25 protein-coding genes, 1 tRNA gene and 1 pseudogene are annotated in these 23953 nt (G+C 38.4%); 11 read left to right on the top strand and 16 right to left on the bottom strand.

Annotated elements, in window-relative coordinates:
• Positions 1-236 precede the first annotated feature (236 nt).
• The 3 genes from MKP09_RS05900 to MKP09_RS05890 form a co-directional block, all read right to left on the bottom strand.
• Positions 237-309: transfer RNA gene (locus MKP09_RS05900), tRNA-Lys, on the bottom strand.
• An 88-nt stretch (positions 310-397) separates the two neighbouring features.
• Positions 398-1141, bottom strand: coding sequence for a polysaccharide deacetylase family protein (locus MKP09_RS05895; RefSeq protein WP_240826853.1), 744 nt, complete (start codon positions 1139-1141; stop codon positions 398-400).
• Positions 1142-1278: 137 nt separating this feature from the next.
• The gene (locus MKP09_RS05890; protein ID WP_240826852.1) at positions 1279-2850 is read right to left on the bottom strand and encodes a glycoside hydrolase family 9 protein; all 1572 of its coding nucleotides are present in this window, start codon (positions 2848-2850) and stop codon (positions 1279-1281) included.
• A 104-nt stretch (positions 2851-2954) separates the two neighbouring features.
• On the opposite strand from MKP09_RS05890, the gene MKP09_RS05885 reads away from it, so the two are divergent.
• Positions 2955-3764 (top strand): SDR family oxidoreductase, encoded by an 810-nt coding sequence (locus tag MKP09_RS05885; RefSeq protein ID WP_240826851.1) that lies wholly within the window; start codon positions 2955-2957, stop codon positions 3762-3764.
• 120 nt (positions 3765-3884) lie between these two features.
• Positions 3885-4712 carry an SAM hydrolase/SAM-dependent halogenase family protein gene (locus MKP09_RS05880; protein ID WP_240826850.1) on the top strand — a complete coding sequence of 276 codons (828 nt, stop codon included), beginning with the start codon at positions 3885-3887 and terminating at the stop codon, positions 4710-4712.
• 94 nt (positions 4713-4806) lie between these two features.
• On the opposite strand, the gene MKP09_RS05875 is transcribed toward MKP09_RS05880, so the two are convergent.
• The 6 genes from MKP09_RS05875 to MKP09_RS05855 all read right to left on the bottom strand — a co-directional run bounded on the left by MKP09_RS05875 (position 4807) and on the right by MKP09_RS05855 (position 8455).
• On the bottom strand, positions 4807-5022 hold the full coding sequence (locus MKP09_RS05875) for a Txe/YoeB family addiction module toxin (protein ID WP_240826849.1): 216 nt from the start codon (positions 5020-5022) through the stop codon (positions 4807-4809).
• Positions 5023-5112: 90 nt separating this feature from the next.
• Positions 5113-5274, bottom strand: coding sequence for a DUF2683 family protein (locus MKP09_RS05870; RefSeq protein ID WP_240826848.1), 162 nt, complete (start codon positions 5272-5274; stop codon positions 5113-5115).
• A gap of 59 nt (positions 5275-5333) precedes the next feature.
• Positions 5334-5459 (bottom strand): hypothetical protein, encoded by a 126-nt coding sequence (locus MKP09_RS28605; protein WP_262915131.1) that lies wholly within the window; start codon positions 5457-5459, stop codon positions 5334-5336.
• A gap of 56 nt (positions 5460-5515) precedes the next feature.
• The gene (locus MKP09_RS05865) at positions 5516-6313 is read right to left on the bottom strand and encodes an N-acetyl-gamma-glutamyl-phosphate reductase (protein ID WP_240826847.1); all 798 of its coding nucleotides are present in this window, start codon (positions 6311-6313) and stop codon (positions 5516-5518) included.
• Between the two features lie 172 nt (positions 6314-6485).
• The gene (argG, locus tag MKP09_RS05860) at positions 6486-7703 is read right to left on the bottom strand and encodes an argininosuccinate synthase (protein ID WP_240826846.1); all 1218 of its coding nucleotides are present in this window, start codon (positions 7701-7703) and stop codon (positions 6486-6488) included.
• Positions 7704-7825: 122 nt separating this feature from the next.
• Positions 7826-8455 carry a GNAT family N-acetyltransferase gene (locus MKP09_RS05855; protein WP_240826845.1) on the bottom strand — a complete coding sequence of 210 codons (630 nt, stop codon included), beginning with the start codon at positions 8453-8455 and terminating at the stop codon, positions 7826-7828.
• A gap of 386 nt (positions 8456-8841) precedes the next feature.
• Between MKP09_RS05855 and MKP09_RS05850 the strand changes: the two genes are divergently transcribed.
• Positions 8842-9216 (top strand): hypothetical protein, encoded by a 375-nt coding sequence (locus tag MKP09_RS05850; RefSeq protein WP_240826844.1) that lies wholly within the window; start codon positions 8842-8844, stop codon positions 9214-9216.
• Here MKP09_RS05850 and MKP09_RS05845 read toward each other — a convergent pair.
• The gene (locus MKP09_RS05845; protein WP_240826843.1) at positions 9205-9903 is read right to left on the bottom strand and encodes an SAM-dependent methyltransferase; all 699 of its coding nucleotides are present in this window, start codon (positions 9901-9903) and stop codon (positions 9205-9207) included. The two genes, MKP09_RS05850 and MKP09_RS05845, sit on opposite strands and share 12 nt — an antisense overlap.
• 426 nt (positions 9904-10329) lie before the next feature.
• Here MKP09_RS05845 and MKP09_RS05840 point away from each other — a divergent pair, with 426 nt between their 5' ends.
• On the top strand, positions 10330-11862 hold the full coding sequence (locus tag MKP09_RS05840; protein ID WP_240826842.1) for a DUF8202 domain-containing protein: 1533 nt from the start codon (positions 10330-10332) through the stop codon (positions 11860-11862).
• A 10-nt stretch (positions 11863-11872) separates the two neighbouring features.
• Positions 11873-12172, top strand: coding sequence for a hypothetical protein (locus tag MKP09_RS05835; protein ID WP_240826841.1), 300 nt, complete (start codon positions 11873-11875; stop codon positions 12170-12172).
• A gap of 52 nt (positions 12173-12224) precedes the next feature.
• On the opposite strand, the gene upp is transcribed toward MKP09_RS05835, so the two are convergent.
• A complete protein-coding gene (gene upp / locus MKP09_RS05830; protein WP_240826840.1) occupies positions 12225-12875 on the bottom strand; it encodes a uracil phosphoribosyltransferase in 651 nt (216 codons plus the stop codon).
• Positions 12876-13163: 288 nt separating this feature from the next.
• On the opposite strand from upp, the pseudogene MKP09_RS05825 reads away from it, so the two are divergent.
• Positions 13164-14251: pseudogene (locus MKP09_RS05825) on the top strand (anhydro-N-acetylmuramic acid kinase).
• 36 nt (positions 14252-14287) lie between these two features.
• On the opposite strand, the gene holA reads toward MKP09_RS05825, so the two are convergent.
• Positions 14288-15283, bottom strand: coding sequence for a DNA polymerase III subunit delta (gene holA / locus MKP09_RS05820; RefSeq protein WP_240826839.1), 996 nt, complete (start codon positions 15281-15283; stop codon positions 14288-14290).
• A gap of 180 nt (positions 15284-15463) precedes the next feature.
• On the opposite strand from holA, the gene MKP09_RS05815 reads away from it, so the two are divergent.
• The 4 genes from MKP09_RS05815 (at position 15464) to MKP09_RS05800 (ending at position 19452) form a co-directional block, all read left to right on the top strand.
• Positions 15464-16459: a DUF8428 domain-containing protein gene (locus MKP09_RS05815; protein WP_240826838.1), complete on the top strand. Its 996-nt coding sequence runs from the start codon at positions 15464-15466 to the stop codon at positions 16457-16459.
• A 104-nt stretch (positions 16460-16563) separates the two neighbouring features.
• Positions 16564-17127, top strand: a complete 564-nt coding sequence (locus MKP09_RS05810) for a helix-turn-helix domain-containing protein (RefSeq protein WP_240826837.1) — start codon at positions 16564-16566, stop codon at positions 17125-17127.
• A gap of 96 nt (positions 17128-17223) precedes the next feature.
• Entirely contained in the window at positions 17224-17970 is a 747-nt protein-coding gene (locus tag MKP09_RS05805) for a heavy-metal-associated domain-containing protein (RefSeq protein WP_240826836.1), read from the top strand.
• A 114-nt stretch (positions 17971-18084) separates the two neighbouring features.
• Complete coding sequence (locus MKP09_RS05800; RefSeq protein ID WP_240826835.1) at positions 18085-19452, top strand: hypothetical protein; 1368 nt, start codon at positions 18085-18087, stop codon at positions 19450-19452.
• 3 nt (positions 19453-19455) lie between these two features.
• Here MKP09_RS05800 and MKP09_RS25510 read toward each other — a convergent pair whose 3' ends face one another.
• Genes MKP09_RS25510 through MKP09_RS05785 form a run of 4 tightly spaced genes read right to left on the bottom strand, consistent with a single transcriptional unit; the run spans position 19456 to position 22355 of the window.
• Positions 19456-19860, bottom strand: a complete 405-nt coding sequence (locus MKP09_RS25510) for a putative porin (protein WP_317235183.1) — start codon at positions 19858-19860, stop codon at positions 19456-19458.
• Entirely contained in the window at positions 19857-21524 is a 1668-nt protein-coding gene (locus MKP09_RS05795; RefSeq protein ID WP_262915130.1) for a putative porin, read from the bottom strand. The genes MKP09_RS25510 and MKP09_RS05795 overlap by 4 nt, the downstream gene beginning before the upstream one ends.
• Positions 21525-21531: 7 nt before the next feature.
• On the bottom strand, positions 21532-22119 hold the full coding sequence (locus MKP09_RS05790; RefSeq protein ID WP_240826834.1) for a purine-nucleoside phosphorylase: 588 nt from the start codon (positions 22117-22119) through the stop codon (positions 21532-21534).
• Positions 22120-22121: 2 nt separating this feature from the next.
• A complete protein-coding gene (locus MKP09_RS05785) occupies positions 22122-22355 on the bottom strand; it encodes a nucleoside phosphorylase-I family protein (protein ID WP_240826833.1) in 234 nt (77 codons plus the stop codon).
• Between the two features lie 229 nt (positions 22356-22584).
• Here MKP09_RS05785 and sucC point away from each other — a divergent pair, with 229 nt between their 5' ends.
• The gene (gene sucC / locus MKP09_RS05780; RefSeq protein ID WP_240826832.1) at positions 22585-23829 is read left to right on the top strand and encodes an ADP-forming succinate--CoA ligase subunit beta; all 1245 of its coding nucleotides are present in this window, start codon (positions 22585-22587) and stop codon (positions 23827-23829) included.
• The last annotated feature ends 124 nt before the right edge of the window (positions 23830-23953 follow it).

Genomic DNA, 23953 nt, shown 5'->3' with positions numbered 1-23953 from the left:
GTTCAAAAAATAAAGCATCTCCCCAGACAATATTAATGTCGCTAATTCTAAATATTTGTCTTTTGACTGTCTATTATTCTTTTGCAAAAGAACAATTTTTTAGAATCACCCAGAAATTTGGATTCATCTATATTCTCTTTAATCAATTCGCGTACGAAAAGAACACCTTACCTCGAACGGGAAAGACTGAATGAAATGTATAAAAACAGAAAAGGCACCATAAAATAGTGCCTTTGTGATTCCGCTGGGGCTCGAACCCAGGGCCCCATCATTAAAAGTGATGTGCTCTACCAACTGAGCTACGAAATCAACCGCGTTCCCGTTTGGGAGTGCAAATATAGAAGTATCAAATTATTGCACCAAACTTTTTGCAAGAAAAAAAATGAATTTTTTCTTGCTATGGCAATCTTTCAATTGAATAACCTGACTGATGTAACCTCTCAATTATATAACCCAGTTCATTGTATAACTTCTCTTTTCTTCTTTCATCCGTTCCTATGTGTATTAAAATCAAATTACCATTTAAGCCTTCTTTTCTTTCGGCCTCAAATAACCGCGTTAAAATAGTATCATTATTTCTATAATTGCTGAGTTGTGGCCATGTATAATCTGCATTGGTTCCGGTACCCGTAGTAAAGTTGATAACTGCCAATCCATTTTCATTACACCATTGAACAGTCTGTTTGTTGTACCACTCATATGGCGATAAGTACCATTTCCCCGTTGTTGCTTTCGCTGCTTTTAATTCCTGCAATGACTGACTTAGATCTCTCTGAAATGAATCCTTAGTAACAAGCAAGGATTCTCTTTTAGACCAGTCAGCATATAACAAATGCTTGTCTGAATGTGATCCAATATAATGTCCTTCATCAACCACTCTTTTTACAATTTCTCGAAATGCTTTGTTTCTTAAAAAATCTCCGGTAAAGAAAAAGTTGCCTTTAATATTATGTTTCTTTAAAGTGTTCAGGATGCTAATACCTCCCTCGCCCAGATCATGACCAGAAAATAAAAGATATACCTTTTTTTGATGACTGTTTAGTTTGATGATGGCGCCTTCTGAGTCTTTGATAATTGTGTTGCGATCTGATTGCTTTTGCATAGCAGCGAAATAATAGCTCAGGCTTGCTGTACCGTCCATCGTTGGCTCGTTGGTTGAGTAATCTCCAAAGTCATCATGGTAAACCGCTTTATCTGACTGGAATTCCTGAAACTCATCTTCAGCATATAGTTTGATCCCTATTAATTTATTCCATATACCGCCATATACAGGACCATCTACAAGCCCCCGGAAATTTTATACTTATATAAATGAGTAAAAGCGGAATGCGGATCCTTTGGTGAAATGGCATTTTCAGGTAAATCACAAATCATGCTTGTCCCCCAACTATTACACCCCAGCAGCCAATCTCTTAACGCAGCTTCCTGCTCATCATACTGATGATCGTCTGTTAATTGTTTATATAAACTCATTTGTGTAAGCATGCCAACAACCAGGTTATTAGAACACCAAATAAATGGCACACCTATAAGAAATGGATTATTTGCACCACGAGCCACCACTCTGTCTATACCTCGCTTCATAAAAGAAATATATTCTGAACTATGCTTTTTATCCAGCTTAGCGCCCAGGTAATGACCAAGGTTTACAAAAGGATACCATTGATAATGGTTGGCAGAATCCGCGCCCATCCAGGGAGTTACAGGCTCTATGCGCGCATAAATTAATCCATCTGTTAGATACCTTTTCTCACCTGATAATTGGTAAAGCGATAAAGCTGCCAGCTCCATATCATCAGCATAATTATCTTCTGCGTATATGTATGGCGCTTTTACAGAAAGCGTTTGTGTATTGCCCGGGTATGTTCTTCCGTATTCGTATGCTGCAACGGCTTTAGAAACAAGACTATCCGCAAAAGTAGGATAAAACCGCTTCATCACAACTGCGCCTAAAGCAAACGCTGAAGCAAACTTTCCCACAGAAGAAGCGACGCCTTTTGTTTTGTTTTTATATTTTTCTCCCTGCGATTGACCGGTAATAAAATATACAGGACGCGCCAAACCCTTATTACTACTATATTTCACACTATCCTTTGTGGGCAAACGCAGACCCGAGTGATCGCGATCATCTCCCAACTGATTATAATACTCACCCTTGCGCGGATTCATTTTTACCAACCAGTCAAGCCCCCACTTTGCCTCATCAATAACATCCGGAATATTGTTGGCCCCTTCATTTCCCCATGCATCATAACGATCAGAAAAACTTTCAGGATGCTGCGTGTAAGCAAACATCATCTGGTAAGTAGCGTTGGCAGAAGTGGGGAGATATTGAAGATAATCAGATGCATCATGCCATCCTCCAGAGACATCAGTAAAAGTAGAATCTTTCGATTTATTTTTATGATATACAATAAATCCATCCTGCCGGTGGCAGCTATCTTTTAAAAACGGATTATAGCCGCTACGTTGCTGACGCATATACTTTAAAATAAAATCAGCGCTTCCTTCGTAAATATTATTTGCTATTTTGAAAACGGGCGATATTACATTCCCTACTTTCAAATAGTAAGAGCCGCTTTTATTAAAGTCAGAAAAATTAAGCCTCCAACAATTCTCGAAAGGCCCATAAGCATTATATATTTTACAAGTTCCTTTATACACCTCCTGATTATTTCCAGCATCCAGTAAAGAAAAATGTTCAGCCCCAAGCATCTCCTTTGTAACAAGTACAGCTACTTTTACATCATCAGGTAAATAGCCCAATTGATTAATCCGGATCCATGTTGGCTGGGCATTAACAAAAACAGAGAACGATAAAAAAGTAATAAAGAAGAGGACTCTAAACATGATGCAGTATTATCAGCCTTCAATTTACGAAAATCGTAGCGCTTGCCTATATTGGATTTTGCTGTTTTATAAGTAGGTTTGCCAAAATCAACTTATTCGTTTAAATGAATGCCCATTTTAAAGATAAAGTAGCTGTTGTAACCGGCGGCACCGATGGTATTGGAAGGGCGCTTGTAAATGCCTTACTCTCCTACGGTGCAAGGGTGGCCACTTGTGGGCGCAGCCATGATAAATTATATGAATTGCAGGCGCAGCATGCATCGCTGCCATTACATACTTTGGTTGCCGATGTTAGTAACGAAGCCGAATGCAAAAGATTTATCGATTCCACACTTGGCGTTTTTGGAAAGATTGATTTATTGATCAACAATGCGGGCATTAGCATGCGTGGCCTTTTTAAAGATCTTGAACTGGATGTTATAAAGAAGGTAATGGATGTTAATTTTTTTGGCGCTGTCTATTGCACCAAATTTGCCATGCCGGCTCTTATAGAAAGTAAAGGAACAATAGTAGGTATTTCTTCAATCGCTGGCTATAGAGGATTACCGGGCAGAACGGGTTACTCCGCGAGCAAGTTTGCTTTGCAGGGTTTTTTGGAATCTTTAAAAACAGAATTGAAGGATGATGGTGTACATGTAATGTGGGTGAGTCCTGGCTTCACATCTTCTAAAATAAGAGATCATGCATTAAATGACAAAGGCGAAACGCAAAAAGAAAATCCGATGGATGAAGAAAAAATGATGAGCGCGGAAGAATGCGCACGTCATCTGTTAAGCGGCATCATGAAAAAGAAAAGAACGTTGGTGCTCACGCTAACAGGTAAAGAGACTGTTTTTCTAAATAAATTTTTTCCTTCGTTGGCCGATAAGCTGGTTCATAAATTTTATTTTAAGAATAAACAGCTCATTAAATAAGAGCGGCCCAATTTATGTTATTATAGAAATTCTGAATAAATCAAACAACAAAATTCATCACATTATAAAAATAAATAAATTGCACCACGCAATGTGAACGCTGCAGGCAGTAACTTATAAATGAACTTTATAACATTAACATCAGATATTGGGCATAACGACTATCTTGTCGGGGCTATAAAAGCTCAACTGCTGCAAGCCAATCCTGACCTGCAATTAATAGATATTTCTCACAATATTGCTCCTTTTAACTTTCCGCAAGCATCGTACGTTTGCCGCGGAGCTTTTAAAAACTTTCCTGAGTTTACCTACCATATTATATTGGTTAACCTTTTCGATAAAAAACCTAAAAACCTCTTGCTGGCTTTTCATAAAAACCAATATATTTTTTGTGCAGATAATGGCCTGTTGAATATGATATTAGAAGAAAAGCCAGACATTGTACTGGGCATTGAACTCGATAAGGAAGCCAATAAAAATACTTTGTATTGCACTAAAGTAATAGCTGATACTATTACTCGTTTAGCTAACGGCGAATCTATTCAGAAAATAGGCACCCCTGATATAAGTTTTGAAGAAAAAAATCCTTTGCTACCGCTTGAAAGCAAGAATTTCATAGAAGGTCAGATCATCTTCATTGACAACTTCGAAAATGTTATTGTAAACATTACCAAAAACCAGTTTGAGGAACAACGCCAGGGACGTGCGTTTAAGATTATCTTTCTGCGAGACGAGGTAATCAATAAGATAAGTGAATCTTACGCTGATGTTCCCGACGGTGAAAAGCTCGCGCTTTTTAATAGTGCTGATTATCTTGAAATAGCGATCAATAAAGGGAATGCCGCGGGATTGTTTGGTTTAAAAGGTTATTCAGATAAAGCCAGCCGATCTTCTGTGATTATGCAGAACCAATTGCTATATCAAACCGTGAAGGTTTATTTTGAATAAATTTCCAGCCCTAAAGGGAGTTTTGAAACAACTCATTTACTGATGGCTAGCACTTTCATTGTTTAGCGTTGGAAGCTCCTGAATTACACAAATTTTATTCGTAATGCCCTTTAAGCGAATAAACGTACAATTTGTTTTGTTGAATAAGATAAATGTAACGATGTTCTTTGGTGATTCTTCTCGACCATTTTGGGGCAAGATCGTATTTAAGCGCTTCAGGTTTACCAATTCCTGTGTAAGGATTTTCGATGATTGACTCCGTTAATTCTGATATTTTTTCAGAATGGCTTTGTTTCCAGTTTTTATCCAATATGCAAGGTCGTCATTAGCTTGTGGAAGCAATATTATTTCCATAAGCTGTCAAGTTCTTCAAGCGTTACAGTTCGGCCGTTTCCGTTTTTTATGTCTGCATCTCCCTGTTGTATTTTTTTACAAATTCAGAATTGTAAGGACTTTTCTCTTTAGAAACTTCAAATTTTATCTTTAACGCTTTCATAAAAGCCTTTATAGCCTCTATTTGAGAAGATTCGCTTGTATGAACTTTTATGTTAATTGTTTTCATTTTAGATCTATTTAGAACGCAACGAAGTTAACAATTTTAATTGTTCAGATTAAAAGGGTCTAAAACGCAGCCGGCTTCAGCCTTAAAGCAAGTGTTTCTTCCAATCCAAATATAAGGTTCATATTATGTACCGCCTGTCCGCTGGCGCCTTTTAATAAATTATCCAAAGCGGAATGAACCACCAATTTATTTCCTGCCTTTTCTAAATGAACAACAGCTTTGTTGGTGTTAACAACCTGCTTTAAAAAACAGGCATTTTACTAACCTGCGTAAACGGATGATCTTTATAGAACTCATCAAACAAAGGATATAATTCTTCTAAAGCAAGGTCGGTCGTAATAGTAGAGCTTACAAAAATACCCCGTGTAAAATCTCCACGCCAGGGTACAAAACTTAAATCGAAATCTGTTTCGCCCTGTAACTGATGCAGCGATTCACCAATCTCGCCCAAATGCTGATGGGTTAAGGTTTTGTAAGCCTGAATGTTATTAGCACGCCAGCTAAAATGCGATGTAGCGCTTAGCGACTGGCCAGCTCCTGTGCTTCCGGTAATGCCGGTTGTATAAATATCTTTTAATAGCCCAGCCTTTGCTAAAGGTAAAAGTCCTAATTGTATGGTTGTAGCAAAGCAACCGGGGTTGGCTATATTTTTTGCATTGATAATTTCTTCTTTATTCAACTCGGGCAGACCGTAAACAAAACTGCGGCCTAATACATCCTGTACTTTATCTTTTTGTAAACGAAAATCGTTAGCCAGATCAATGATTTTGATAGCACTGTCCAACTTATTTTCCTGTAAAAACTTTGTCGACTCACCGTGGCCCAAGCAAAGGAACAAACAATCGATATCCTGTAATACATCTGCGCTAAATTGCAGGTCTGTATCGCCGAGCAAATCTTTATGAACTTCATAAACAAACTTACCTGCATTGCTGCGGCTATGGATATATGATATGTTTACCTGCGGATGATTGATGAGTAATCTTATCAATTCTCCGCCTGTATAACCTGCTCCTCCTATAATTCCTACGTTTATCATATTTGTTACCCCCAACCCCTAAAGGGGAGTTTAATTTTTATCGTCGTTTATATCGCTCATTATTATTCTACAGTTGAAGAGTCCGCCAACTGGCGGAAGACCGATGCCATATATTCATCAGCCGGGTCAATAAATACCATCAACTATGAACCATGAACTATTTGCTCTTCAATTAAAATTCACTTGCGTTCTTTTGATTAACGCTTTCTTTAACCAGATGATAGATCGCAGTTTGATTACCAAATATACGGGTAAAGCCTTTAACGTCTTCACCGGTAAAGCCTGCATTCATTTCACCATAACTACCAAATGCAATGTTCATCAGGTCGAAGTCACTTTCAATACCTATTACCTGATAACGATAAGGGTGTAACTGAATGAACACTTTTCCCGTTACATTTCTCTGGCTGCTTTCCAAATAAGCTTCCATATCGCGCATCACCGGATCCAATATTTGCCCTTCGTGTAACCAGCTTCCGTAAAACTGCGATATCTGATCTTTCCATTGCAATTGCCATTTGCTTAGAACATGTTTTTCTAAAGCATGGTGGCCTTTCAATATAAGTATGGGCGCTGCCGCTTCAAAACCTACACGGCCTTTAATGCCAATGATGGTATCACCAACATGTATATCGCGGCCAATGCCATAAGGACCAGCAATGGATTGTAAATGTTGAATAGCCTCTGTAGGATGATCAAAACTTTTGTCGTTTACAGCGACCAATTCACCTCTTTCAAACTCAAGCGTAACTTCTTCACTTGCTGTTTTTGTAACTTGTGTAGGCCATGCATCTTCTGGTAAAATACCTTTTGAGTTTAACGTTTCCTTACCTCCGACACTTGTTCCCCAGAGGCCTTTATTGATGGAATAAACAGCCTTTTCAAAATTCATCTCAACGCCTTTGCTTTTCAGGTATTCTATTTCCGATTCGCGGCTCAATTGCAAATCACGGATGGGTGTAATAATTTCTGTTCCTGGTGCTATGATGTTCAACACCATATCAAACCGAACCTGGTCGTTTCCTGCACCTGTGCTGCCATGCGCTACTGCATCTGCATTGATCTGCTTGGCATATTCAGCAATATGTAAAGCCTGGCTTAACCTTTCAGCAGAAACACTTAAAGGATAAGTATTGTTTTTAAGGATGTTTCCATATACCAGGTATTTAACGATCGAATCATAATAATTCTTAACTGCATCAACTGTTTTATGCGATTTTACTCCCAGTTTTTTTGCATGGGCTTCTATATTGTCAAGCTCGCTATCGCTAAAACCACCGGTATTTACGATAATGCTGTGAACTTCATAACCTTTTTCTTCGGTTAAATATTTTACACAAAAAGTAGTGTCTAAACCACCACTAAAACCTAAAACAACCTTTTTAGCCATGTTAATTATTTACTGAAATTGATCACGCCTTCATGCAATATTTTATACATGAAATAATGAATGAAAAAACATTTTTATACCAGAACTCGAACCGCCATTCTTTTCTTTTCTACGGAAGGGTTTTAAAAACTTCCATTGTTTAAGGCGTAAAAGCCTTTCAAGACCCGATTGATTTTCTTCAAAAAAGCTTTTGTTTCTTCGGGTTCATAATGATCTTTAGGATCGTACAACATAGCCGTACACATACAGTTTTTACGTTCCTTTGCCATTAAAATATCATAATTCACGCAGCTTTTACATCCTGCCCAAAACTGTTCATCCTGCGTAAGTTCTGAATATGTTACCGGCTCATAACCCAAATCGCTGTTTATTTTCATTACAGCCAGGCCTGTTGTAAGTCCAAATATTTTAGCCTGAGGATAAAGCTTCCTGCTTAAATTAAAAATTGTCTGCTTTATTTGTTTCGCAACACCACTTTTACGAAAATTGGGGGAAACGATAAGACCTGAATTGGCAACATATTCGCCATGACTCCAGGTTTCAATATAACAAAAACCTACCCAATCGCCCTTTTTAGTCAATGCTATTACCGCCTTGCCTTCGTCGATCTTCTTTTCGATATACTCCGGGCTGCGTTTGGCAATACCGGTACCACGTGCCGCTGCAGATGAGGCCATCTCATCGGTGATGATAATTGAAAATTTTTTATCTTCAGAGACCGCTTCTCTAACTATAATTTCCTGATTGTCCACTCTTTGTATTTGTAAATTTTTAGGTGCCTGTCCTATAATGTTGTTATATCCGTTTTTTTTTCACTGACAGGTGCCTCTGGCGTTAGGTATGTCCTGTCAGCATATAGGACATCGGCGTTGTGGACGCGGAGAAAATATGAACACATCAAACCCAACAGCATAAACCCCCGTTGTGATACCGGGGTGAAATACAAAATATTTGGTATGACTAAGAAGATTGTTCATACAAAAAACAAATACTACTTTTAGAGCCGCAAATTTAGTGCAATAAATTAATATTGTATTATTAAAATTAAATTAAGATAAACCTTTTTTATGCCTATAGAAACAATGCCAGAACAAACACTGAAACCTAAGAAACGTGGAGGCTGCGCCAAGTTTTTTTAATGGCTTTTTTAGTGATCCTTTTGATAGCCGCAGGATACGTTTATTGGAAGTTTTACTATCCCTATACTTCCGATGGTGTAAAATCGGGCTATTTAAACTTTGCTGTAGAAAAAGGCCAGTTTTTTAAAACCTATGAAGGTAAATTGATACAGGAAGGTATTCGCGGAGTTGTAGGCGGAGGCGTACAATCCAACGAATTCGAGTTCTCCATAAAAGACAAAAAAGTATTTGATGTATTGAAGATGAATTCGGGCAAGCGTTTCGATCTTCATTATAAAGAATACAATGGCGCATTACCCTGGCGAGGTAACACCCGATATATTGTGGACAGTATTATTTCAATGAAAGATGCTGCACCTACATCAGGCTTTTAAAAGAAATATGGCTGGCTTTTTATGAAGGTCGATATTTTGTTGCTTCCATTGCTCAACGGTTTTGGTCTTGATCAACTCATCTGGGCCCGTAATGTTTACAGCCACGCATAACCTGGTTGATGGCTGACAGGTTTTAAGCAATGTTTCCAGCATCTGATTATTGCGGTATGGCGTTTCAATAAAGATCTGTGTACAATCCTTCTTTTTAGATTCCGTTTCAAGATCGCGAATAGCCTTTGCCCTTTGTGTATTATCAATGGGCAAATATCCTGCAAAGGCAAACTGCTGTCCGTTCATACCGCTGGCCATTAAGGCCAATAAAATAGAACTGGGGCCAACCAACGGTACTACTCTTACATTCAATGCCTGCGCAGCAGCAACCAACAACTGCCCGGGGTCCGCTACGCCAGGACAACCTGCTTCACTAATAATTCCGACAACCTTGTTTTCTTTTACTTTTTCCCGAAAAGCCTGTATCACTTCATTTTCTGCTTTATCAATAGTAAACCATTCATAATTATCAATTACGATCTCTCTTTTAAGTTGCTTTAAATAACGCCTTGCGGAGCGTTCGTTCTCTACAAAAAAAACATCACATTTTTCAACAGCCTCTAAAATGTAAGCCGGTAAAACCTGCAACACGTTTTCGTAAAGGAAAGTAGGAATTAGATAAACAGATCCAGCCATAAACTTTTATTCGCACAATAATACGATTTTCAAATTTTTCAAAAAAAGGCGGTATACTTTTTTAATTTTTTAAAAACATATATAAGATATTTATTTTACCTAATCTATTGATATTTCATATAAATACCTTATCTTAGAAACGCTGAACCTATTGTAAAATAGCTAACCACTATTACCTAACCCATTTAAAAAATAACCCGTGAAAGCGAATTTCACCTCAAAACTATCTATCATGAAAAACACATACAAAATCCTCTAAATTCTTTCAGGACGAATACTTCCTCTTGTAAAGTATTATACTATTTCTACTACTGCCTACTATGCATGCTATAAAGGAGTTGCACATTTAAAGCCTCAAGGCTGAATGTATTCCTTTATATAAAATCCTCCTCTAAGCCAGTATTTTTTAACTTGAAAACAATTATTATGAAAACACAGACCTTAAAACTGGCCATTCAAACCTTTTTCGTATCCTTCATTTTTTTAGTATCTAATGCCTTGTATGGCCAATCACCTGGCGGTGTTAGTTCAGGCTTATACTTATGGACCAAAGCTGACGCTGGCGTTACCGCTACCGGATCACAAGTTTCTCAATGGGCTAATCAGGCTATCACAACAACAATGACTACGCAAGCATCAAGGACAGCATCAGCGAATGTTACACTGGAAAACAACACCTTCAACTATAACCCAACCTTGGTTTTTGATGGCGTTTCTAATCAAATGTTACAAGGCCAATTTGCTTCACCATCTTCTAACCCTGCGCTAATTTTCGCAGTCGTGCAACATTCTTCTACAACGGAAAATAGCTTGGGTGGGGTGTATTCCCTCGGAGGTGAAGGCGCATCAGGAATTGTTTATGACCCTAACGCTAACGGATACTCAGTCGATGCTGCCGGTGGCAACTGCTCTCCTACCTCTGATGTACGAGGTACACCAGGTATTATCAGAGTAGACTATAATTCCGCCAGCACAACGGCTGGAGCTTTTAGTGCTTTTAACGGCAAAGAAAGTGGTGCCTGTGGAGGCCTTAGTCTCAATGCGCCAGATGGCAGTTTTCAAATCGGCGGTAGAACCTGGGGAAACACAAGCCTGAACTCCAGAATTCATGCAGGCCGACTGGCAGAAGTAGCACATTATGACATCAATAGCTTACCAAATGGAGCTGTAGATGTAAAGAAAATAGAATCTTACTTAGCCATTAAATATGGAATTACGCTGGATAAGAGTGGCGGAGGAAGCAACGGAGATTACCTTTCTTCCGACGGTAACACGATTTGGGATGCCTCGGACGACGCCGGTGCTTATCATAACCAGGTTATTGGTATTGGCAGGGATATTGGCAGCGGCCTCAACCAAAAGCAATCTCATCAGGTGGATGATAAAACACGTTTATACATTGGTCCAACTTTAGCTGCAAGTAACGATGCCAATACTGGTACAATTCCTCTAAATAATTTCGTAGTAATCGGTAACAACGGTGGGCAAATGAAGAGTACAGGCAGCACCGAATACCCATCCGGATTAAACATCTTTAGCCGGATAGACAGAGAATGGAAAATAACTAAAAGTGGTACTCCGGCAGGAGTGTTTATGGATATTACACTTGGTGCCTCACCCATTAATGCTGCTGATTTGGTATTATTAGTTGATGATAATGGCAATTTTAGTGATGGTGGAACGACCTCATTTGCCAATGCAACCGGATTAGAAGACGTTATGTCTGTTTCGGGATCAACAGTTACAATTAAAGTAATTTCAACTATTACTACAGCAGGTGGTGCGAACTACATTACGTTAGCATCAACGTCTTCAAATACTCCTTTACCCATTGAGTTAGGCGATCTAACCGCCTTTTTCAATGGAGACCAACTTATGGTTGATTGGAAAACCATTTCAGAAACTAATAATGATCATTTCATTATTGAAGCCTCGAAAGACGGAAAGCTTTTTCTTTGAAATCGGAAAAATGGATTCAAAGGCAAATGAAGGTAATTCATCATTGCCAATCAGCTATACATTCTCAATTGCTACAGCAGCAACAGCATTTATGGGCATCGCCTTATTTGGTTTAATGGGCTTTTTCTATAAAAGACGCAGCAAGTTCTATTTCATATTTGTTGCACTTGGTATTGCCGCTACACTTTATGCATGTACCAAGTCTTCAGATGTTTCACACTTAGAAAATGAAGATTTATTTATACGAATTGTTCAGGTTGACAAAGATGGCAGTAAAACCTACTCCAAGTCTGTTAGGGCTATAAGGTAGCCCTCGTTAAAGGGAAGAGGATTGTTCAAATTTTGAACGTCCTCTTTTTTATTTAATACTGCGACTTACTCCCATAAGCCAGGTCGCCGGCATCGCCCAGGCCAGGCACAATGTAACCTTTGGCGGTTAGCTCTTCATCAATATCGCCACACCATATTTTAGCTTCGGGTACTTCGCGTGTTACATATTCCAGTCCATCCACACAGGCGATGGCCGCAGCAATATGAATTTCTTTTGGTTTGCCTTCGCTCTTTAAATATTGAATGGTTTTAACTAAAGATGCACCAGTAGCCAACATCGGATCAGCAATGATCAGTATCCTGTTTTCAAGATCAGGACTGCTCACATATTCTACTTCAATATCAAAAGTGCCGTCTTTATGATGCTTGCGATAAGCCGATACAAACGCATTATCTGCTTTATCAAAGTAATTCAGCAATCCCTGATGCAGCGCCAAACCCGCCCGAAGAATCGTGGCCAGCACAGGTTGCTCTTGCAACACCTTACTTTCCGAAATACCCAAAGGAGTCTGCGTTTCCCTGGTCACAAAAGATAGCTCCTTACTTATTTCGTAAGCCAGCACTTCGCCAATACGCTCCAGGTTACGCCTAAACCGCATGCGGTCAACTTGCACATCAACATCTCGCAACTCACTTACCCAATTACTCAGGAGGCTATGGTTTTTACTTAAGTTTTTGATCATGCTGTTATTGATTTTAAGTAAACGGCGCTATTTTTTATCAGTATAAAGTATCGAATAAAAAATTTAATGTACGTTTGGCAAACTTACAGCATTATATTTCTTTATGAGCCAAACAGCAGAATATATAGCGTCGAAATTGCGTCGCACTCTTCATCGTTCCGATTATAAATCGACAATTATGTACGATGTGCGAATCACGATGTACAATTACCTGAAACTTGAAACTGGTAACTTGTAAACTTTTCAACCTTCAACTTTTTCAACCTTCAACTTTTTCAACTCCTCAAAATGATTTATCGCGCAATAGGATTAATGAGTGGCAGCTCGCTCGACGGATTAGATATTGTTTTTACAGAAATTTTGGAAAACGGCGGAAAATGGAATTATGAAATAATACACGCCGAGTGTTTACCCTACAGCGAAGTGTGGACCGAAAAACTAAAAAATGCCACTTTGCTTTCTGCTTTAGATTATCAACTATTGCATACAGAATATGGCCATTATATTGGCGGGTGTGTTAATGACTTTATCAATAAGCACAATCTACAATTCAAGGTAGCTGTAATTGCTTCACACGGACATACAACTTTTCATATTCCCTCAAAAAAATGACGGCGCAACTCGGCGATGGTGCTGCTATTGCAGCAACAACACAATTACCGGTGGTAAGCGACCTGCGCGCTATGGACGTGGCTTTTAGCGGGCAGGGTGCACCTATTGTTCCTATTGGCGAACAACTATTATTTTCCGGCTATCATTATTTTTTGAACATTGGCGGTATTGCTAATATTTCTATCAATGCAGGCAACCAATACAAAGCTTTTGACATTTGTGCGGCTAATCGTGTATTGAATTTGCTGGCAAACGAAGCCGGTCAAGAGTTTGACAAAGATGGAGCCATAGCCAGAAGTGGCAATATTAATCAGGCGTTGCTAAACGAATTGAACGGCCTTACTTATTATAGTTTGCCTACGCCTAAATCGTTGGCCAATAGCTTTGGAACAGATACGGTTTATCCAATAATTAAAAAACACGCACTTCCCATCGCCGATGCATTGCACACTTACGTGGCACATATTGTTAGACAAATAAAAAATTCTATTATTAATAACCGCTTAGAATCAGTAGAAGGCTCACAATTGTTGGTTACCGGCGGTGGCGCACTTAATACCTATTTAATCGAACGCTTGCAAGAGGCCTTAGACTATATAAAAGTAATTGTGCCGGAAGAACAGTTGGTACAATATAAAGAAGCGCTCATCATGGCACTAATCGGCGTTTTGCGTTGGCGCGAAGAATATAATGTGCTTAGTTCTGTTACCGGTGCTACACGCAATAGCGTGGGCGGTGCCATGTGGATGGGAGGCGAGGAATAGTCCATGGTCTATGGTCGATAGACCATGGACTGCAGGCTACATCATCACTTTCACCACCAATTCCTTCATGAGTTCTGCGTCCTCAATACGTGCTGCGCCTATGCCCAGGCTTTTCAAATTATAATTATGTAATAGCAATAAAATCTTTTCTACATCGCTGAAACTATACGTTTTGGTAGCCTGTAAATAACTTTTAACAAAGTAAGGCCCTACTCCTATTTGCTTAGCAATTCCATCTTCACCACCCGAAGCGCCAAAAACCATATATACTTTGTTAAAAAACGAATAAAGTGAGGGCAACACTAATTGTATGGGCGCCACTTTTGGATTAGCTTCGAAATACTGTATAATGCGTATAGCTTTAGCCAGATTTCGCGTAGCAATTGCATTTTGTAATTCAAAAACATTGAATTCTTTACTGATACCAACATAGTTTTCAACGTCTTCTTCCGTTATAGCTTTCCTCGAACCAAGATTGATGAGTATCTTATCTAATTCATTCTTAATTCGGCTGAGATCATTGCCAATATGATCTACAAGAAGGCTGTTCGCTTTGGGTGAAATGGAATATCCCATTGTTGAAACAACAGTATTGACCCATTCTGGTAATGCATTTTCGTACAGTTTCTTGGTAAGAATATATTCCGCTTTATCCTTTACTAATTTGGCAAATTTGGTACGGGAATCAAGCTTTTTATCTTTAAATGCTACAAGTAAAATAGTAGAACTCAGCGGACTTTGGATATAAGATTCCAGTTTGTCTACATCCCTCATTTGCTGCGCCTCTTTTATTATAACTACTTGTCTGTCAGAGAACATAGGGTATTTCTTACATGCATTCAACACATCTGGCCAGGCGGCATCTTTTCCATAAAAAACGGTTAAATTAAACGAAGCTTCACTTTCCGACAGGATGTTTTGTTCAGCATAATTTACTAACTGATCTACATAAAAATCCTCATCACCTTCTATCCAATATACTGGTTTATAAGCTTTTTTCCTCCAATCAGATATAACCTTATCTACAGACATGGTCGCAAGATAATTTTAAATCTTAAATATTATCAAAATAACGGCCCACGTAAGATACCACCTTCTATTTGGCATAATTTGTGTTTCGTCTGAAAAGACATTTTAAATAATATTCGAAAAAATCAACCTTCTGCACTTTGTTGCAGTTTTTTAATGCAGTTTTAAATTAAACAAATTATTATGGCAAACACGAATTATCCCTCTGCATCACAGCAGCCATCTAATAATACTCCTTCTAATCCGAATGGGAACAGAAATCTGGTTATTGGTTTGTTGATTGTAGCACTGTTGGGAACATGGGGTTATATGCTTTGGAGCAAAAATTCCACCGCAGATAATGAAAATGTTTTTGCGGGCAATGATGCTCAAACAGAAACAGTAATGTCTGAATCAGATTCACTCAGGCAAATGTTCAACCTTGCAGAAATGCGACTGGATTCTATTACCGGTGCTAATAACAGTCTCCAAGGTGAAAAAACAGCGCTTCAGAAAGAGATAGATTCCAGAAAATCTGAAATAAACAAAATATTAGGCGATAAAAACGCTTCGGCTGCCGATTTAAAAAGAGCCCGCCAAATGATTGGTGAACTAAACGGGCAAATCGGAAGGCTGGAAGCACAAGTTACACAGCTTAAAGGCGAAAACCAGGAGTTAACAGCACGTAACGCTCATTTGAATACAGAAAAAACTGTATTAACTCAAAATCTTGATTCTCGCACTGCTGAAAATGATGAGCTTGCTAATACTGTAGACGTAGCGAGCACACTTTCGGCATCAGGTATGTCAATAACTCCATTGAAAGAAAAACGTAATGGTAAAGAAAAAGAAACAAGTTTTGCAAAAAGGGTTGACAAACTTCAGGTAGCTTTTAATATTGAAAATCGCATTACCACTTCTGGCCCTGCTGATCTTTATGTGATTGTAACTGATCCTAAAGGAACAATCGTTCAGAACGTAGAATTAGGTTCTGGTGCAATGACTACACGCCAGGACGGTGACCGTAATTTCACAGCTAAAGTTCCCGTAGAGTATGAAACAGGTACAAGAAAAGGCGTTACATTCCCAATAAAAAATGCTGAAGGTTTTAAACCCGGCGATTATAAAATAGAGGTTTATCACAATGGTTTTAAAATTGGCGAAGGCATCAGAAGCCTGAGAAAAGGAATTTTTGGATAATTATCAAAAACCCACATATAAATGGAGCTGTCCTGTAATAAGGGGCAGCTTTTTTTATGCAACATTTATTGTGCTAACTTGTTAAGCAATAACTAAATGAACCAATGACTTTTTTGATAAAAAATATGGTGTGCAGCCGTTGCAAAATGGTAGTAACGGAAGTGTTTGAAAAAAACGGCATGAAACCTAATGCTGTAAACCTTGGAGAAGTGATTGTTGATAACGTTAAATTGCCCCCTGCTGCTTTTGATCAATTACATACTGATTTAAAAAAATTAGGATTTGAAATAATTGATGATCGCAAGCGCCGCGTTATTGAAAAAATAAAGAATGCTATTGTAGAACTTGTTCATCATAGTGATGAAAACCTGCAAAACAATCTATCAGCGTTTATTTCTGATAAACTAGACTACGATTATAACTACCTGAGCAATATTTTTTCAGAATCAGAAGGCATCACAATCGAGAAATATTATATAGCACAGAAAATTGAAAAAATCAAAGAACTGTTGATGTACGATGAACTCACATTATCTCAAATTGCGGATCGCTTAGGATATAGTAGTGTAGCTTACTTATCTAATCAATTCAAAAAAGAAACAGGACTTTCTCCTACTTTCTTCAAAAATCTGAAATCGAAAAACAGGCGAAACCTGGAAGACCTGTAAATGTTATAAATCAAACAAAGAATACTGCAATAGCTCTACCGATCGTTGCTTCTACTTTTGTGTTGTTGATATTTTCAACCTAAAAAAAGAAGCAAAATGACACATACCTACCAAATATCCGGCATGACTTGTAAGAGTTGTGTAGCGAAAGTAAAAAACGAGTTACTGAAAATCGGCGAGATTACTGAAGCCGAAGTGCAATTAGATCAGCCACAAGCAACAATTAGCATGCAACAGCATGTTTCTGTGAACACGCTGCAAAACGCTATTTCAAAAGCCGGGCCTTATACGATTAGCGAATTGGGCCATACAGCGAATAATAATACTGGCAATAATAATATCGAAACCGAAGAACCAAAAAGCTGGCTGGCTACTTACAAGCCATTGTTACTAATTGTAGCATATATTACATTACTGTCCTTTTTGCTTAGCACAACGTTATCCGGTATCAATTGGATGTTATGGATGAGGGTTTTTATGAGTGGCTTTTTTATAACTTTTTCATTTTTTAAGTTACTTAACTTAAAAGGATTTGCAGAAAGTTATAGTATGTATGATATTATCGCTAAGCATTTTCCTACATGGGGGTATATATATGCTTTCATTGAATTGATGCTTGGCCTTTCTTATGCTATGCATTTTCAGCCAGCTTTAACAAATAGCATAACATTTGTTGTAATGTCAGTAAGCCTTATCGGCGTTCTTCAAAGTGTACTCAATAGAAGAAAAATAAAATGTGCTTGTCTTGGCGCCGTATTCAACCTGCCAATGAGCACAGTCACAATCATTGAAGATGCTGCTATGATCCTGATGAGCGGTATAATGTTAGCAAAATATTTGTAATCCATCAACCCGAAAAAATGAAACGTCAATATCAATTTTTAGATATATGGAATTTATAAGCACGTTCCATTTGGCAAAACAATCGCAGCGTAGCTGCAACTAAAAAATATACGAATGAAAACTTACATCATATCATTATTATTAATTGGTTATTCAACCATTTCACTGGCACAGCATGAACATCATCAAAATGCCGAAAAGGATACTATTAAACAAGCTCATCATCATGAGATGCCATCCATGGATACTACCAAACAGCACGATCATCATGAGATGCAAATGTCACACGCATTTTCACGAAATCTGCCAATGACACGCAATGGCTCTGGAACATCCTGGCTACCTGATAACTCGCCAATGTATGCTTATATGTTTCATTCAAAAAAATGGATGTATATGATTCACGGCAATGTATTCCTGAGATATAATAAGCAAGACCTTTTCAATAAAGGAGAACGTGGAGGTCAAAAATTTGATGCACCTAATATGGTTATGTTGATGGGGCAACGACAAGTAGGTAAAAAAGGATTGTTTCACTTTAATAGTATGTTTTCTTTGGATCCGCTAACGGTTGGGGAGGCTGGCTATCCCTTGCTATTTCAAACCGGAGAAACCTATAAGGGACAACCATTAATCGACAAACAGCATCCGCATGACTTAATTTCTGAATTGTCAGTAAGCTATGCCCACGCTATTAATAAAAAGTCAGATGTTTTTTTGTACCTCGCTTATCCGGGAGAACCTGCATTGGGGCCAGCAGCCTTTGTGCACAGGCCATCAGGATTTTTCAATCCAGACGCGCCGCTTAGCCACCATTGGGTTGACGCTACACATATAACTTTTGGTGTAGCTACTCTTGGATATCGGTATGGTAACTGGAAGATAGAGGGTTCTTCTTTTACAGGCCGTGAGCCAAATGAGAACAGATACAATTTTGACAAGCCGCGTTTCGATAGCTGGAGCGGAAGGCTCTCTTTCAATCCAAGCCCTAAATGGGCGCTTCAGGCTTCACATGGTTTCATAAAGCAGCCGGAAATTTTGCATCTAAACGAAGACGTTCATCGCACAACAGCATCAGCAATTTATAGTCTACAAAATAAAAATGAAAGTTATACCAACGTCACCGCCTTGTGGGGTTTAAATAAAACAAAAGGACATACTGGCGAAAATGCGATCTTAGTAGAGGGTGCTCATTCCTTCAAGAAAACTACTATTTACGGACGTTACGAATGGGTTCAAAAATCATCTGAAGAGTTGGGCCTTGACGAGGATGTTTTCGACCATAATGCATTGTTTCCTGTTCATGCTTTAACTACAGGTACTTCTTACGATCTTTTCAAAACAGGTAATACAAGAATTGCTGTAGGCGGCCAGTTAAGCATTTATGTACCCGATCAAAAGTTAGCGCCTTTGTATGGTAAATCTCCAATAGCGGGACAGATTTACCTGAGGATATATCCTGGAACCATCAACAGTAAATAACCATTAATTCACAAAACCCCAGAATACACCGAATCGAATATTGAATCCCGGATAAAGATAATCAGGCGCAGCATAGTTGCTGTTGGTGAAGCCGTAATTAGTACTTCCATCTACACTTTTCAAAGACCTGAAAGTATTTAGATTTTCAGCTCGTAAAAATGCTCTGAAGGAATTTATCCGAAAATGAATAAAGGCAGCAATATCCGGTAGTTTATATGCTACGTTGGTGGCATCCTGATAAAAAAATTGACCTAATAATGGAGAATAATTATTGCCATTATAATCAGTCCGATATCGTGTATCGAAACCCATTGCTATTCTCAAATTATTAAACCCAAGCGTCCCTTCGTATAAGAAGCGGTTGCGGGTGAATATAGTAGGTACATTTACCGGGCCATTACCTATCACCTGCTGAAAATAAACATCAGCAATCCATTTGAACTGATCTTTTTTCCGGCAGCAAATACTTTATGTGCAGCGATCTGCAATAAATTAAAAAGTGGTGCTTGATTTATCTTGTAATAATCTGTGTAATAAACATAATTATTTACAAGATAATAATGCCCGCTTAATTGCAGTTTTAATAATGGCTGAAATAAATCAGCATATAAATGTGTACTGTTTTCTTTATTTAAGTCAACAGTACCAGGCATTAAATAAAATGAACTATTGGAATTTGTTATGTAAGATGGTGTGCGGTTCACATTTTCAAAACCGAGCCTAAGCGAACCAATTTTTTCACCAAAAGAGCTTTGAATGCTGGCGCCCGCTTCATAATCTCCGGCATTCATACCAACGAAATACAAATTACCTCTAGCCATCAGGTCCCAGCGTTGATTTTTCGTGCGATTACGATACTCTCCATGTCCAAGAATATTATACCCGGTTGTAACTCTGTCATCCGAATAATTAATGCTATCAGAAGTTTCAGTAATTCCGTCTCTAAAAATACCTTTGAGGTTTTGCATAGCAACGCCTACTTTCAGGAATTGTTGTGTATTCTTCTCATCAGGAAAAGTGTAAATGGAAAAATCATTCATCAGTTCTCTCCAATAATCTTCTCTCTTAAATGGAGTTTGTAAGTTTTCCAGTCCGTAAGCAGCTGAATAGAATTTTGTTGCTCTTTCCGTTGTAGGATTTTCATCTGAAAACAAATACTTGTAAGCACTGTAACGAACGGTATGTTCCAGTCGCACACGAGGAAAAAATAAAGGAACTACAGAACTATCGTTAACAATGGAATCTTTTCGACCAAAGTCGAATTGCTGACGCATTACAGCATTAAAATCATCATACTTGTTACCTGTTGGAACATCAGTGTTAAATAATCCTGTATTGAATCCCGTATTATCTCCAAGCCTAACGGGCATACGACTTCTTTCTGCATAATCGGGGTCGTCAATATACTTTGCCGCAGTATCTATACCGCCACTTTCACCGCCTTTTATTTTGTTGGCGACGATCATGAAAAAGTTAGCATATCTCTTATCTTTTGACTGAACCCAATTTGTTATCAGGTAATTATTATGGCTTGTCTTTTGACTTCGATAAATACCTGGCGCGCTGATGAGTCTGTATTGAGCTGATGCATTCCAGTTAGGCCGGATATTCTGTGTATGCATCAGCTCAATAAATTGCTCGCTACGTTTGCCCAGCATATAGCTGATTTCAGAATAAGGTCTTGTTGCAGTAAAAAACCGGGCTTTATCACCAGTGAATTTATAAATGTCATATGCATGAAAACCCGCATCCCATCCAGCTTTCATGTTTGGGGCAAATAAAAATGATTGCGCTGCACTACCAGTATTTCCCAAAAAATAATAATCTGCAGGAATAGGATATTTTACCGTAAAATCATTGATTGAAGAGTCTAATCTGTACGTACGTGTAGTATCCAGGTAACGATAGCTGATAGTGATAGAGTCTTCAAATTTATTTCTTTTACCCAGAGTATCAGAACCGCTTCCTGCATTGTTTATACCCCGAAACCTGTCGCCAACACTTCTTACAGGGTTTTGGGCAAAAACTCCAAAACCAATTGCAATAAGTATAAATAGAAAAATGCCCCTCATTAAATTGTTATAATTCTTTTATCAATTCGGTAAACAAATGCGCTAGCTTGGGTTCAGCTGCATTAGCCGCTTCCAATACTTCTTCGTGAGTTATAATATTATCATCTTCACGAATACCCAGGTCAGTTATAATACTTACTGCGAATACGTCAATACCCATGTGATTAGCAACAATACATTCCTGCACCGTACTCATACCAACTGCATCAGCTCCTACAATTTTTATCAACCGGTATTCAGCACGCGTTTCAAACGTAGGGCCTGTTACTACAAAATAAACACCTTCATGCAATTTAATATCAGATTTTACGCCGATTGCTTTTGCCTTTGCCACGAGATTTTTTTTATATGGCTCACTCATATCAGGAAAACGTGTACCCCATTCTTCAATATTTTTTCCGATTAATGGATTAGGTGTGCTAAAACTGATATGATCGTTAATGATCATAATATCGCCCACATTAAAGTCCTCATTTACGCCACCCGCGGCATTACTTAACAGCAAAGTTTTTATACCCAGCATTTTCAACACACGGATTGGAAAAATTACTTCCTGCGGAGTATATCCTTCATAATAGTGAAAGCGCCCGCTCATGGCTACCACTTTTTCCCTGAAAGTTCACCAAATATCATTTTACCTGAATGCCCTTTTACGGTTGAAACGGGAAAATGCGGAATGTCTGAATAAGCGACTTCTTTTTCTACATTGATCTTTTGTACGAAATTACCCAGGCCGCTTCCTAATATGATAGCTACCTGCGGCTCTTCTGCATATTGCTTCTTTAAAAATGCCGCAGTTTCATTTACTTTTTCTACAATATCCTCACCCATAGGGATTATACATTTAAGTGAGCAAATATAGCGAAAGGTTTATAGGTTGAGAGTAGTTGAAAAGTTAACGAGTTGAAAAGTTAACAAGTTGCGGAGGCAAGTTTCAGGTACTCGCACATCGTAGTTTTTACATTGTACGTCAATTGTTGAATTATAATCGGGACGATAAAGAGTGCGACGCAATATCGATGATAGTAGTACAAAAGCCGGGCTCATAAAAAATACATGAATGAAACTTTCTCTTATCTTCGTGGCAAAAGTTTTTAGTATGAACCTTCATGAATATCAAGCAAAAGAGTTATTGAAAAAATACAATGTGCCCGTGCAGGAAGGCTACGCATGTAGCTCTGTTCAGGAAGCTGAAGAAGCTTATCGTAAAATCAAAACGGATTCAGGAAGTAAATTTGCGGTTGTAAAAGCGCAAATACACGCTGGTGGCCGCGGAAAAGGAACGGTAAAAGAAACGGGGATTAACGGTGTAAAAGTAGCTAAGTCTTTAGAAGATATACAGGAGTTTGCCAAAGGCATTTTAGGCGGTACATTGGTAACTGTGCAAACGGGCCCAAGTGGTAAAGTAGTTAATAAAATTTTTGTTGGGCAAGACATGTATTATGACGGACCCAGCGAGAGACAGGAATTTTATTTGTCTATACTGCTTGATCGCTCGAGTGGCAAAAACGTAATTATGTACAGCACCGAAGGCGGTATGAATATAGAAGACGTAGCGCATGATACACCTGAAAAAATATTTAAAGAATTAGTTCATCCATCAGGTGGGTTACAAGGTTTTCAGGCAAGAAAGATTGCTTTTAATCTTGGATTGAAAGGTGAAGCATTTAAAAATTGCGTAAAGTTTGTTACCAATTTATACAATGCATATGTGGGACTTGATTGCAGTATGGTAGAGATCAATCCACTATTCAAGGCGGCCGATGACAAGATCATTGCAGTTGATTGTAAAATGAATTTGGATGATAATGCAATGATGCGTCATGCTGATCTGGCAACTTTAAGAGATATCACAGAAGAAGATCCTACTGAAGTAGAAGCAGGTAAATATAACCTCAACTTTGTTAAGCTTGATGGGAACGTTGGATGTATGGTAAATGGTGCGGGCCTTGCAATGGCAACAATGGACATGATCAAATTAAGTGGTGGTGAACCAGCAAATTTCCTTGATGTTGGTGGTACTGCTAATGCACAAACAGTAGAAGCTGGCTTTAAAATTATTATGAAAGACCCGGCAGTAAAAGCTATTTTGATCAACATATTTGGCGGTATTGTACGTTGCGATCGTGTGGCTGCCGGTGTCATTGATGCGTACAAAAACATGGGTAATATTGAGATCCCTATTATCGTTAGATTGCAGGGAACCAATGCCGAAGAAGCTAAAAAATTGATCGACGAAAGCGGACTTAAGGTTCAATCAGCAATTTTGTTGAGTGAAGCTGCAGATTTAGTAAAAAAGCCGTAGCCTAACATTTTATACGTAAACGCTTAGTTTACAATAAAAAAGCCTGCAAGAAATTTCTTGCAGGCTTTTTTATTTTTCTTTTTAACGATTTACTAAAAGCCATCGTTAAGCTTTGGCTAAGTTA

The organism is Paraniabella ginsengisoli (assembly GCF_022513635.1).
Taxonomy (GTDB): domain Bacteria; phylum Bacteroidota; class Bacteroidia; order Chitinophagales; family Chitinophagaceae; genus Niabella; species Niabella ginsengisoli.
The sequence above is the reverse complement of the archived record's forward strand: the minus strand, read 5'-3'. Positions and strand labels throughout refer to the sequence as shown.